We start from the raw sequence: 11634 nt of genomic DNA, 5'->3' as shown, positions 1-11634 counted from the left end.
AGCTTACTGGCGCTTCCGTCCCTAGGCAGTGCTCACTTTACAGGTGCCGACGGCCCAGCTAAGCGCTTCAGCGTCTAGTCGGCTGTTCTTCGCCACTAGCCAAGGGTTCGCTAATCCAAGGCTTGCTCCCGGAACCCCACCCCCACACCCCCGCGTTGCCCTGTCATGCAACTCGACGACCTCTACCGCCACTTCGAGCGTGTCGTGGCCGGGGTGCTCATGGCCGGGATGGTCGTGGTCATCGCGCTCGCCACGTGGAGCTTCCTGCGCGAGGCCGGGCTGGCCGCGGCGGATCCGACGGCCGCGCTCGACTATCCCGTGTTCCAGACCCTCTTCGACCGGTTGCTCGCCGCGATCATCGCGCTGGAGCTTGCCCATTCCGTGCAGCTCATGGTCAGCGGGCGGCGCGGGCTCACGCAGTTGCGCGCGGTGCTGGCGATCGGCGTGCTGGCCGTGGTGCGCAAGCTCGTGCTGATCGACATCGGCTCGGTCTCGCCGCTTCTGCTGATCGGGCTCTCGGCCGCGATCCTCGCCCTCGCGGGGGCGCTGGCGCTCCTGTCCTGGGTGCAGCACACGGCGAACGTCGAGCGCCTGCCCTCCCCCGGCGCGGAGGAGTGATCAGTCCCCCTCCACCGGGCCGCGCAGCGCCTTGACCGTGCCGCGCTTCTTCTTCGCCTCGAGGCGGCGCTTCTTCGAGGCGAGCGTGGGCCGCGTGGGGACGCGTGCCTTCGGCCGTTCGGTCGCGCGGCGGACCAGGTCGGCCATGCGCTCGCGCGCGATCTCGCGGTTGCGGGCCTGGTGGCGCGTCTCCTCCACCCGGAGGACCACCGCGCCGTCCTTCGTCCAGCGGCTCCCGGCGAGGCGCTTCAGCCGCCGCTTGACCGGCTCGGGCAGGTTGGGCGAGCGCGCCGCCTCGAAGCGCAGCTCGACCGCCGAGCTCACCTTGTTCACGTTCTGCCCGCCGGGGCCGCCGGCGCGGGTGAACTGCTCGGTGAGCTCCCAGTCCTCGAGGGCGATATCGTCGGTGATCCGCAGCATGGGGGGCAATGTGGGGTGGGTTTCGGCGACGAAAAAGGGCCGCCCCATGGACGGCCCTTTCCGAGAACTCGGAGGCGGTACCGGTTCAGGCACGCACCAATCCGGGGGCGTCGCCCCTCAGGGCTGCCTCAGAGGCGTGCCTCCCGGACTGTCCCGACACCTCGCTCCAATGTTTCTCTAGACACTGGACCACCTCCTTTCTCTACTGTTGCCGTTGGTCGCAGCGTGGCACGGATCGCCGCCCCTGAAAAGGAAAAATCATGCCGGCCGCGCGGTGAGGCGGGCGACGATCAGGCGGAAGGGCACCAGCGCGATCAGCGCGAGCGAGAGCTTCACCATCCAGTCGGCGGTGGCGAGCGAGACCCAGAGCGGCGCGACCGGGCCGAGCCCGAGGAGCGGCAGCGCCTCGTTCGCCCAGGCGACGTCGTTCGCGGGCTCGAGAAAGGCGAGCCAGGCGGAGAAGGCGATGGTGAAGAAGAGCGCGGTGTCGACGGTCGAGCCCACCAGCGTGGACACCAGCGGCGCGCGCCACCAGCGCCCGCCGCGCAGCCGGTCGAAGATCGCCACGTCGAGAAGCTGCGCCGTCAGGAAGGCGAGGCCGGAGCCCAGCGCGATGCGGAGCGTGACCAGAGGCCCGAACTCCCCCTGGATCTGCGACCCGACGAGCGAGCAGAGGACGCCGACGGCGAAGCCCGCGACCACGACCCGGCGCGCCGGCCCGACGCCGTAGACCCGGTTCATCACGTCGGTGACGAGAAAGGCCAGCGGATAGGTGAAGGCGCCCCATGTCAGCCACTGGCCGAAGAGGAACTGAACGAGGATGTTGGAGGCGACCACGATGGCCGCCATGGCAAGGATGCCGGGCAGATGCGCGCGTGTCATGAGCTTTCCCGTTTTGACAAGGTGGTCGGGGACTTGGCCCGCCCCCATGGCGGACGGGTCGCGCATAAGGGCTTCCGCGCGGTCGCGCAAGCGTCAGGGGAGGGCGTATTCCACGATCTCGCTGCGCTGGACCGCGAGGAAGTTGTCGTCGGCGATCATCGTGAGGCGCAGCCGCCCGCCCCCGTCGCGCCAGACGGCGAGCCCCTCGAGGTTGCCGTGCCGCCCCGGCGCGGTCGCGGGCAGCACCGTCTCGGGCGCGAGCGGGCGGTCACCGGGCCGGACGCGGCGCACGCGGCTCCGGAAGCCGACGCCCACGAAGGCGCGTTCGAGGATGTAGAGCCGCCCCGCGTCGTCGAAATCCGCCCCGACCGGCACGAAGCCGCCGTCGCGCGGCAGGCGACCCACGACGCGCCAGCGCCCCTCCGCGAAGCGGTAGAGCGGGAAGGCATCGCCTTCGCCCGCTTCCGGAAGGGTGTAGAGCCGCCCTGCCCCGTCCACGGCGAGCGCCTCGGCCCCCCGGTTTTCCGGCCATCGCGCGAAGGCGGCAGCCCGGGGCAGGACATCCCCGCCCGGAAAGGTCTCCACACGGCTTTGCCCCTCGTAGGCGATCCAGAGCCGGCCGTCCCGCAGCGCCAGCCCTTCGGCGTCGCTGGCCCCGGGACGTCCGGGCACGCGACCGGGAAGGGTCGTGACCCGGAGGGTCTCCACCCCCGCGATGCGCCCGCCGTCGCGGCGCACCCGCGCCTCGAACAGCGTGCCGCGGTCGCTCGCCGCGTAGAGCCGCGTGCCCGTCGCGTCGAGCTCCAGCCCCGAGAATCCTCCCGCCCGCGGATCCTCCAGCGCGAGCGCGTGGCGACCGAGGTAGGTCACCCCCTCCGGCGGCGCGCAGGACGCGAGGAAGAGGAGGGCGAGGATCAGGGCGACTGCAGGACGGTGGCGCATTGGCGCGGCAGATCGGCCATCGTGAGCTCGGGTCGCGGCTCGGGTGGCGGGGCGTCCGGGTCGGGGGGCGGCGGGTCGAGGATATTGTCCACCCAGTCCTGCGCCTCGGCGCAGCCGTCGCCGGGCGGCGGCGGGTCCTGCGCCACGCAGTCGCGCGCACCGCCGGGGCAGTGCAGGCGCACGTGGACATGGTAGTGATGCCCCCACCACGGCCGGATCTTGCGCAGCCAGGCGCGGTCGCCCTCCGCCTCGGCGCACATCCGGACCTTCGCCCCCGGAAAGACGAAGATGCGCGCCACGCGCGCGTCGCTGGCGGCGGCCTTCAGGATCTCGTGATGCGCCCGGCTCCAGCGGTCGTTGGTGAAGGCTCCGCGCGCCCGGCGCATGGACACCGAGGAAAGCTGCTCCCGCTCCGCCCGCGTCAGGTCGAGCCGGTCGGCGGGGCGCATCCAGATGTCGGCGTCGAGGCCCGACTGGTGGCTGCGGTGACCGGTCAGCATCGGCCCGCCGCGCGGCTGGCTGAGATCGCCGATGTAGAGCCCGTCCCACCCCGGTTGCGCCGCGGCGACGCGGCTCAGGTCGGTCAGGAAATCGATCATCGCCGGATGCGCCCAGTTGCGATTGCGGGACAGCCGCATCGCCTGCCAGGTGGGCCCGCTCTCCGGCAATTGCGCGGCCCCTGCGAGGCAGCCGCCGGAATAGCCGCCGATCACGGCGGACGGCCGGGGCGACGGCCCCTCCACCTGTCCGAACAGCTGCTTCGCCTCGCGCCCGCTCAGCACCGGGTCGAGCGGCGGCGCGGCGCGCTCCGGCGCCGCGCAGGCGGCGAGCGCGAGGGAAAGACTCAGACCGAGGCGTGTGCGGCGGGCCATGCGGCGCGATCTCCGTCCGGTTTCACGAAGGCTAGCAGCCCGAGCCCGATCAGGAAAAGCGCGATCAGCGGCGTGACGCCAAGTTGCTGGCTGCCGGTGGCCCATGTGGCGACCCCGATGGCGAGCGGCGCGACGAAGGAGGTCGCCTTGCCGGCGAGCGCGTAAAGACCGAAGGCTTCGGTCATCTTGGCGGGGTCCGCCTGCCGGACCATCATGGTCCGGCTCGCTGCCTGAATCACGCCGCCCGCCGCGCCGATGGTCACGCCGATCAGGTAGAAGGCGACGTCCGGCGCGGACGAACCCTCGGTCACGGGGATCCCGAAAAGCCGCGTCGGCGAGATGAACAGGATCGCCACCGCGACACCCGTCAGGATCAGGATGCACCCCGTGATCACCGGCTTCGGCCCGAAGGCTTCGTCCACGCGGCCGCCCACGACGGCGAAGACCGCGCCCGAAATGATGGCGAGGATGCCGAACATGCCAACGTCCACCACCGACCAGCCCAGAACGCCGGCGGCGTAGATGCCGCCGAAGGTATACATGCCGTTGAGCGCGTCGCGGTAGAACATCGAGCTTCCGAGGTAGGCGAAGAGCGAGGGCGTGCGCGGCAGGCGGCGCACGGTCGTCGCCACCTCGCCGAGCGCGCGGCGCACCGCGCCCGCGGGCAGGATCGGCGGCTTCGGGTCACGCACCCAGAGGAAGAAGGGGACCATGAAGACCGCGTACCAGAGCGCCGTGAGCGGCCCGACGAAGCGGGTGCCCTCCCGCGTCTCCGGGTCGAGGCCGAGGATCGGCTCGATCCCGATCAGCGTGCGGCCCGTCTCGCCGCTCTCGGCGAAGAGGGTCAGCATCACGACGAGCGCCACCAGCCCGCCCGCGTAGCCGAAGGCCCAGCCGTTGCCGGAGATGCGCCCGATCTTTTCCCTTGGTCCGAGGTCGGGCAGCATGGAATTCGTGAAGATCGTCGCGAACTCCATCCCGATCATGCCGACGGCGAACCAGAAGAGCGTGAGCACGAGGTTGAAATCCGAGGGCGCCGCGAACCACAGCATGCCGGCCCCCGCGACATACATCGCCGAAAAGCCCCAGATCCACGTCAGGCGGTTGCCGGCGGTGTCCGCCATCGCGCCGAGCACCGGGGCGAACAGCGCGATCACGATGCCCGCCGCACCGATCCCGAAGCCCCAGGCGCTCTGCGCCCGGCTGCCGTCGCCCACCATCTCCTGCACGTAGGGCGCGAAGATGAAGGTGATGAGCAGCGTGTTGTAAGGCTGGCTCGCCCAGTCGAAGAAGAACCAGCCCCAGATGCGTTTGCCGAGCGACGGCGCGGCCATGCCCCTCTCCCTCCGGGCGGTCGCCGCCCCTGCATCAGGAGACTACGCCGCGCCGCCGCGTGCAAGCGCCGCGTCGTCCTGCATCGGCGGCCAGGGGCGCGCCTCCTCCGCCGCGATCCAGGCCGCGACCCAGTCGGGCACCGGCGGCGGTGTCGTGTCCTGCCCCATGGCGGCGAGCACGGTCTCGGGCGGCACGATGCCGCCGCGCCCGGTCACCGCCGAGCGATAGAGGACATGGCCCGCGCACTCCCCTGCCGTCGTCCACATCGACTGCTCGAGGTAGATGAACCGCGCGTCCCAGGTCACCGCGCGCGACCGCATCTCGATCTTCTGGAAGGCGCGGATTCGGCGGCGGTAGCGCACGCTCGCCCCGGCCATGGTCAGCCCCCAGCGGTTCCGCCGCAGCGCGCCGACGAGCCCCGTCCGCATCGCCAGCGGAATGCGGCCCAGATCGTAGAGCGTGAGCGCCCGGCCGTTGTTGAGCTCGAGCCAGATGTCGAGATCCCAGGGCCAGCAGCGATGATGGGAGACATGCGTGGCGGTGAGTGGCAGCGGGTCCAGCCCGCGGGCCGCCCAGACCTCCTTGACCATCCGCACGAGGGGATACATGGCACGCCTCCTTCGCGGGCGGGGTGACGCGGCGGGTCGGCCGCGTCAACCGCGACCTCGCGGCAGACTTGCCGGACCGGGCCGGCATGGCTAGATCAGGGCGGCGACGGGGAAAGGACAGCGCGATGATGGCGATCTACGGACCACTGAAACTGATCCTGGACGTGGCCTTCTTCATCATGATCGCCCATATCATCATGAGCTGGCTCATCAACTTCCAGGTGCTCAACCTGCGCCAGCAGTTCGTGGCCTCCATCTGGGAGGGGCTCAACCGCCTGCTGGAGCCGATCTATCAACCGATCCGCAACATCCTGCCCGACACGCGGCCCCTCGACCTCGCGCCTCTGGTGGCGATCATCATCGTGATCTCGCTGCGCGACTTCATCCTGCCGACGCTGCTCTTCGGCTGAGGCGCGGCGCCCGGCCCGACGCCGGGACCGGGCAGGGCCGGACCATCGAAAGACCGGGTTGCGCCGGGGCGGGCCTTGTTCACCCGCCTCGCGGCAGGATAGCCTCGGGGTGCGAGCAGACAGGCGGCAGGGCAGATGAGCGAGGCAGGCGGCGCAGAGGCGATTCTGCGCGAGGTGTTCGGATTCGACGGTTTCCGTCCGGGCCAGGGCGAGATCGTGGAGGCCGTGTCCGCGGGGCGCGACGTGCTGGCCATCATGCCCACCGGCGGGGGCAAGTCGCTCTGCTATCAACTCCCCGCGCTCCTGCGCGACGGCGTGACGCTCGTCGTCTCGCCGCTCATCGCGCTGATGCGCGACCAGGTGCGCGCGCTGCGCGCCGCGGGGGTCGAGGCCGGCGCGCTCACCTCCGCCAACACCGAGGAGGAGACCGAGGGCGTCTGGGCCGCGCTGGACGCAGGGCGGCTGAAGCTCCTCTACATGGCGCCCGAACGTCTCGGCGCGGCCTCCACCTCGGGCGTGCTGCGCCGGGCGGGCGTCTCGCTGATCGCCGTGGACGAGGCGCATTGCGTCAGCCAGTGGGGCCACGACTTCCGCCCCGATTACCTGCGCATCGGCGAGCTCCGGCAGGCGCTCGGCGTGCCGCTCGCCGCCTTCACCGCCACCGCCGACGCCGAGACGCGGGAAGAGATCGTCGCGCGCCTCTTCGCGGGCCGCCCGCCGGAGAGCTTCCTGCGCGGCTTCGACCGGCCGAACATCCGCCTCGCCTTCCGCCCGAAGGACAGCCCGCGCCGCCAGATCCTCGCCTTCGCGGACGCGCGGCGCGGGCAGTCGGGCATCGTCTACTGCGGCACGCGCGCCAAGACCGAGACGCTCGCGCAGGCGCTGCGCGAGGCGGGGCATTCCGCCGCCGCCTATCACGGCGGCATGGAGGCCGAGACGCGCCGCACGGTCGAGACGCGCTTCGCCACGGAAGAGGGGCTGATCGTCGTGGCCACGGTCGCCTTCGGCATGGGCGTGGACAAGCCCGACATCCGCTGGGTCGCGCACGCCGACCTGCCCAAGTCGATCGAGGGCTACTATCAGGAGATCGGCCGCGCCGGCCGCGACGGCCTGCCGGCGGAGACGATGACGCTCTACGGCGCGGACGACATCCGCCTGCGCCGCAGCCAGATCGACGAGAGCCCGGCGCCCCCCGAACGCCGCGCGGCCGACCACGGGCGGCTCAACGCGCTCCTGGGGCTCGCCGAGGCGCTCGAGTGCCGGCGGCGCACGCTGCTGTCCTATTTCGGCGAGAGCGCTGCGGCCTGCGGCAACTGCGACCTCTGCGAGAGCCCACCCGAGACCTTCGACGGCACCGAGGCCGCGCAGAAAGCTCTCTCGGCCGCGCTGCGCACGGGCGAGAGCTTCGGCGCGGGGCATCTGATCGACGTGCTCACCGGCACCGAAACCGACAAGGTCCGCCAGCGCGGGCACGACCGGCTGCCGACCTTCGGCGTCGGGCGGGAGCACGGGCGCACCCAGTGGCAGGGTCTCTTCCGGCAGCTCATGGGCCGCGACCTCCTGCGCCCCGATCCCGAGCGGCACGGCGCGCTCCGCGTGACGGAGGCCGCGCATCCGGTGCTCAAGGGCGAGGCGCGCGTGGACCTGCGCCGCGACACGGTGACGAAAACGCAGGCCCCCGCGCCGAAGGCGCTCGTCTCGGAAGAGGACGCGCCGCTTCTCGCCGCGCTCAAGGCGAAGCGCCGCACGCTCGCCGAGGCGGCCGGCGTGCCCGCCTACATCGTCTTCAACGACCGCACGCTGATCGCCATGGCCGAGGCCCGGCCCACCACCCTCGACGAGATGGCGGCGATCCCCGGCGTCGGTGCGAAGAAGCTCGAGACCTACGGGCAGGCCTTCCTCCAGGTGATCGCGGAGGGGCCGGCGGAGCTGCACCCGAGCCGGCGCCGCCTCGCCGGGCGGCCGGAGGGCGCGCTCTTCGACCGGCTGCAGGAGGCCGAACGCCGCCTCGCCCGCGGCGAGACCGGGATCGAGAAGCCGATGTCCTGCACGCAGACGACGCTGCGCCACATCGCCGAGCGCCGGCCGGCCGACCTCGATCAGCTTGCGCGCATTCCGGGGATGGGCGCGCGACAGGTGGAACGCTTCGGCGACGCCTTTCTGGACGTTCTGCGCGCGGCGGATTAAGTGCTGACGGCGCTTCAGGAGGACCGCCGATGCTCGTCGTGATCTCGCCCGCGAAGAAACTCGACATGGAAGAGACGGCGCTGCCCGCCGGCGCCCCGGAGCCGAGCGCGCCCGATTTCGGCGAGGACGCCGCCGCGCTCGCGCAGGTGGCGCATGGGCTCTCGGACGCCGAACTGCAGAAACTCATGGGGATCAGCGACACCCTCGCGCGGCTCAACGCCGAGCGCTTCGCGGCCTTCGGTGACCAGCCGAAGAAGCCCGCCGCGCTCGCCTTCGCCGGCGACACCTACCGCGGGCTGGAGGCGTCGACGCTCGACGCCGACGCGCTGCGCTGGGGGCAGGCGCGGCTGCGGATCCTCTCGGGGCTTTACGGCGTGCTGCGGCCCCTCGACCTGATCGAGCCCTACCGGCTGGAGATGGGGAGCCGGCTGCGCACCGAGCGGGGGCGGTCGCTCTACGACTGGTGGGGCGACCGGATCGCGCGGGCGCTGAACGACGCCGCCGCCGCTGCGGGGACCGATACGCTCGTGAACTGCGCCAGTCAGGAATATTTCGGCGCGGTGGACGCGCAGGCGCTCGAGCTGCGGGTGATCACGCCCGTCTTCATGGAGATGAAGGGCGGCACGCCCAAGGTCGTCAGCTTCTACGCCAAGCAGGCGCGCGGCGCGATGGCGCGCTTCCTGCTTGAGACGCGCCTCGAGGACCCCGAAGAGCTCACCCGCTTTGACGCGGGCGGCTATGCCCACGCGCCGGATCTCTCGGAGCCCGACCGCCCGGTGTTCCTCCGCGGCGCGGACTGAGCCGCGCCGTCAGCCCGGATCGCCCGGCGCGAAGGGCCGGACCGCGGCGGGGCGGTGCGCGCGGATGGTCTCCATCAGCGCGGCCTTGCGAACCGGTTTGCTGATGTAGTGGTCGATCCCGTCCCCGAGAATCGCCTCGCGGTCGCCCTCCATGGCGTGCGCGGTCACGGCGACGATCGGCACGCGCGCCGTGCCCCCGGCCTCGCGGCGGCGGATCTCGCGCGCAGCCTCCCGACCGTCCATCTGCGGCATCGAGATATCCATGAAGATGAGATCCGGCGGTCCCGCCTCCCACGCCGCGACGGCCTCGTGCCCGTTGACGGCGACTTCGAGCTGGACGTCCAGATCCCGCACCATCTTGGCGAAGACCAGGCGGTTGGTGCGGTTGTCCTCCGCGAGGAGCACGCGCATCGGGCGCGGCGCCGCCTGCGCCCCGCGGTCTGGGGCCGGCAGCGTCGCCGGGACGGGCGCACCGCGCACGCCGCCGAGGCCGTGCAGCCGGCGCAGGAGTTCCTGCCGCGGCACGGGTTTCTGCAGCACGGCCTGCAGGACATCGGGGGCGAGGTCCGCCTCCACGATGGCCGGGTTGGAACTGAGCAGCAGGACCGGCATCGCATGGCCCTCCTCCCGCAGACGCCGGGCGAAGGCCACGCCGTCCGTGCCCGGCATCAGGTGGTCGGTCAGCACCACGTCCGGCGGCGGGGTCATCAGCGCCGCGGCTGCCTCCGCGCTCTCGGCCGCACGCACGGTCATGCCCAGCGCGGCGAGCTGTTTCTGCAGGATCTCGCGGTTGGCCGGGTGGTCGTCCACGACGAGCGCCGTCTTCAGCGCGGGCGGACCGGAGGGCGCGTCGGCCACCGCCTCGGCGGCGGGCAGCGGCACCCGGAAGCCGAAGCAGGTGCCCGCGCCCTCCTCGCTCTCGATCCAGATCTGCCCGCCCATCAGGTCGATCAGCCGCCGCGTGATCGCGAGGCCGAGGCCCGTCCCCTCGAAGGAGCGGTTGCGGTCGTCCTCCACCTGGTTGAACTCGCCGAAGACATGCTCCTGCCGGTCGGCGGGGATGCCGATTCCGGTGTCCTCCACCGTGACGATCACCTCCGCCCTGCCCTCCGTCACCTCGGGCACGCCGGTGACGCGGACGAGGACGTGGCCCGCATGGGTGAACTTCACCGCGTTGCCGATCAGGTTGGTCAGCACCTGCCGCACGCGCGCCGGATCGCCGACGAAGCGAGTGGGCAGGAACAGGTCGTAATCGACGAGCATCACCAGCCCCTTGTCGCGCGCAGTGGGCTGCAGGAGCATCACGATCTCGTGGATGCAGCGCTCCAGGTCGAAGGGTTCGGGGTGAAGCGCGAGGCGATCGGCCTCGATCTTGGAGTAGTCCAGCACGTCGTTGATGATCACGAGAAGCGACTCGCCCGAGGTGCGGATCGTCTCGGCATAGAGCGCCTGATCCTCGGTCAGTTCGGTGTCGGCCAGAAGCTCCGCCATGCCGACCACGCCGTTCATCGGCGTGCGGATCTCGTGCGTCATGTTGGCGAGGAAAGCGGATTTCGCGCGGTTCGCGGCCTCCGCCCGTTCCATCGCGCGTTCGAGCGCCTTCTGCTGCTCCTTGAGTTCGGTGACGTCGACGCGCAGCCCGACGCGGCCGCCATCGGTCGTCTCCTTCTCGAAGATGCGCAGCCAGCGGCCATCGCCAAGCTGTTGCTCGATGGCGACCTCCGCCGCGCGGTGCTTCTCGAGCCGTTCTGCGAGCCAGTCCTCCTCGCGCCCGAGGGCCTCTGCGTACTGACCGCGGTCGAGGCCGTGGCGCAGGATGTCCTCGAACGTCGCACCGGGGACCATCGCCGGCGCGCTCTCGGCATAAAGCTCGCGGTAGCGCGCGTTGCAGGTCACCAGCCGGTCGTCGGAATCGAAGACGACGAAACCGTCGGGCAGTTCCTCCACCGCGGACCACATCCGCATGAGCTCGGTGATGTTGACGGCCAGCGTCACGAACCCGCCGTCCGGCGTGCGCCGGTCCATAAGCTTGACGAACTGCCCGTTCCAGAGACGGATCACCTCGGGCGGGATGTCCGCCATCTCCCAGCGGGCGAGCATCCGGTCGCGCCATGCGTGCGACGATTCGCCCCGGGGATCGACGATGCCCTCCTCGATCATGACGTCGACGACATGCGCGAAACTGGCCCCCGGCGCGATCGACTCGATCCCGTCGAAGACCGAGAGATAGGCCCGATTGGCGAGTTCGAGCCGACCGTCGGCGTTGAACATGGCGAAACCGTCGCGCACCGAGTCGAGCGCCTTCCAGAGCTGCGTCTCGACGATGGCGATCTTCTCCGTCGCCTTGGTCAGGTCCGACTTCACGCGCGCGTTCTCGTCGCGGACGGTCGCCACTTCGGCCTGCGTCTCGACGATCCGCTCCGAAAGCGCGCGCGCGTGCTGCCCGAGCTTGCGGTTGGCTTCGAAAAGCTCCGCCTGCTTCTGTTCCAGCAGGCGCTCGGCGGCCAGCCGGCCGCGCCGTTCCTCGGCGAGCTTGCTGGACAGACTCATGGCTGGCGCT

11 protein-coding genes are annotated in these 11634 nt (G+C 71.3%); 4 read left to right on the top strand and 7 right to left on the bottom strand.

The genetic code is table 11. From position 1 onward, the window contains the following. Positions 1 to 165 precede the first annotated feature (165 nt). The gene (locus ACESL7_RS00195) at positions 166 to 618 is read left to right on the top strand and encodes a phosphate-starvation-inducible PsiE family protein (RefSeq protein WP_372890214.1); all 453 of its coding nucleotides are present in this window, start codon (positions 166 to 168) and stop codon (positions 616 to 618) included. Here the strand turns inward: ACESL7_RS00195 and arfB are convergent, their stop codons facing one another. From arfB to ACESL7_RS00165, 6 genes are all read right to left on the bottom strand, one after another. Beyond that, positions 619 to 1038 carry an alternative ribosome rescue aminoacyl-tRNA hydrolase ArfB gene (gene arfB, locus ACESL7_RS00190; RefSeq protein WP_372890220.1) on the bottom strand — a complete coding sequence of 140 codons (420 nt, stop codon included), beginning with the start codon at positions 1036 to 1038 and terminating at the stop codon, positions 619 to 621. It lies immediately after the preceding gene. Between the two features lie 258 nt (positions 1039 to 1296). Further along, positions 1297 to 1920 (bottom strand): queuosine precursor transporter, encoded by a 624-nt coding sequence (locus ACESL7_RS00185; RefSeq protein WP_372890213.1) that lies wholly within the window; start codon positions 1918 to 1920, stop codon positions 1297 to 1299. Between the two features lie 93 nt (positions 1921 to 2013). Beyond that, positions 2014 to 2862 carry an esterase-like activity of phytase family protein gene (locus ACESL7_RS00180; RefSeq protein ID WP_372890211.1) on the bottom strand — a complete coding sequence of 283 codons (849 nt, stop codon included), beginning with the start codon at positions 2860 to 2862 and terminating at the stop codon, positions 2014 to 2016. Continuing rightward, complete coding sequence (gene mepA / locus ACESL7_RS00175; protein WP_372890209.1) at positions 2835 to 3734, bottom strand: penicillin-insensitive murein endopeptidase; 900 nt, start codon at positions 3732 to 3734, stop codon at positions 2835 to 2837. The genes ACESL7_RS00180 and mepA overlap by 28 nt, the downstream gene beginning before the upstream one ends. Then, positions 3707 to 5068: an MFS transporter gene (locus ACESL7_RS00170; RefSeq protein WP_372890207.1), complete on the bottom strand. Its 1362-nt coding sequence runs from the start codon at positions 5066 to 5068 to the stop codon at positions 3707 to 3709. Before ACESL7_RS00170 ends, mepA begins: the two co-directional genes overlap by 28 nt. A 42-nt stretch (positions 5069 to 5110) precedes the next feature. Continuing rightward, positions 5111 to 5677 (bottom strand): acyl-CoA thioesterase, encoded by a 567-nt coding sequence (locus ACESL7_RS00165; RefSeq protein ID WP_372890205.1) that lies wholly within the window; start codon positions 5675 to 5677, stop codon positions 5111 to 5113. Positions 5678 to 5802: 125 nt separating this feature from the next. Between ACESL7_RS00165 and ACESL7_RS00160 the strand changes: the two genes are divergently transcribed. The 3 genes from ACESL7_RS00160 (at position 5803) to yaaA (ending at position 9074) form a co-directional block, all read left to right on the top strand. Then, a complete protein-coding gene (locus ACESL7_RS00160) occupies positions 5803 to 6087 on the top strand; it encodes a YggT family protein (protein ID WP_372890203.1) in 285 nt (94 codons plus the stop codon). Positions 6088 to 6222: 135 nt separating this feature from the next. After that, positions 6223 to 8274, top strand: a complete 2052-nt coding sequence (gene recQ / locus ACESL7_RS00155) for a DNA helicase RecQ (RefSeq protein ID WP_372890201.1) — start codon at positions 6223 to 6225, stop codon at positions 8272 to 8274. A 29-nt stretch (positions 8275 to 8303) separates the two neighbouring features. Further along, entirely contained in the window at positions 8304 to 9074 is a 771-nt protein-coding gene (gene yaaA / locus ACESL7_RS00150) for a peroxide stress protein YaaA (RefSeq protein WP_372890199.1), read from the top strand. A gap of 9 nt (positions 9075 to 9083) precedes the next feature. On the opposite strand, the gene ACESL7_RS00145 is transcribed toward yaaA, so the two are convergent. Then, entirely contained in the window at positions 9084 to 11624 is a 2541-nt protein-coding gene (locus tag ACESL7_RS00145; RefSeq protein ID WP_372890197.1) for a response regulator, read from the bottom strand. Positions 11625 to 11634 lie beyond the last annotated feature (10 nt).

Source organism: Rhodosalinus sp. (assembly GCF_041685465.1).
In the GTDB taxonomy this organism is placed as follows: Bacteria; Pseudomonadota; Alphaproteobacteria; order Rhodobacterales; family Rhodobacteraceae; genus Rhodosalinus.
The sequence above is the reverse complement of the archived record's forward strand: the minus strand, read 5'-3'. Positions and strand labels throughout refer to the sequence as shown.

Bases quoted from the DNA above. Each gene is read 5' to 3' on its own strand.
- mepA (WP_372890209.1), bottom strand. From the start codon at position 3,734: ATGGCCCGCCGCACACGCCTCGGTCTGAGTCTTTCCCTCGCGCTCGCC.
- ACESL7_RS00165 (WP_372890205.1), bottom strand. From the start codon at position 5,677: ATGTATCCCCTCGTGCGGATGGTCAAGGAGGTCTGGGCGGCCCGCGGG.
- recQ (WP_372890201.1), top strand. From the start codon at position 6,223: ATGAGCGAGGCAGGCGGCGCAGAGGCGATTCTGCGCGAGGTGTTCGGA.
- ACESL7_RS00195 (WP_372890214.1), top strand. From the start codon at position 166: ATGCAACTCGACGACCTCTACCGCCACTTCGAGCGTGTCGTGGCCGGG.
- ACESL7_RS00170 (WP_372890207.1), bottom strand. From the start codon at position 5,068: ATGGCCGCGCCGTCGCTCGGCAAACGCATCTGGGGCTGGTTCTTCTTC.
- ACESL7_RS00185 (WP_372890213.1), bottom strand. From the start codon at position 1,920: ATGACACGCGCGCATCTGCCCGGCATCCTTGCCATGGCGGCCATCGTG.
- ACESL7_RS00180 (WP_372890211.1), bottom strand. From the start codon at position 2,862: ATGCGCCACCGTCCTGCAGTCGCCCTGATCCTCGCCCTCCTCTTCCTC.
- arfB (WP_372890220.1), bottom strand. From the start codon at position 1,038: ATGCTGCGGATCACCGACGATATCGCCCTCGAGGACTGGGAGCTCACC.
- yaaA (WP_372890199.1), top strand. From the start codon at position 8,304: ATGCTCGTCGTGATCTCGCCCGCGAAGAAACTCGACATGGAAGAGACG.
- ACESL7_RS00160 (WP_372890203.1), top strand. From the start codon at position 5,803: ATGATGGCGATCTACGGACCACTGAAACTGATCCTGGACGTGGCCTTC.
- ACESL7_RS00145 (WP_372890197.1), bottom strand. From the start codon at position 11,624: ATGAGTCTGTCCAGCAAGCTCGCCGAGGAACGGCGCGGCCGGCTGGCC.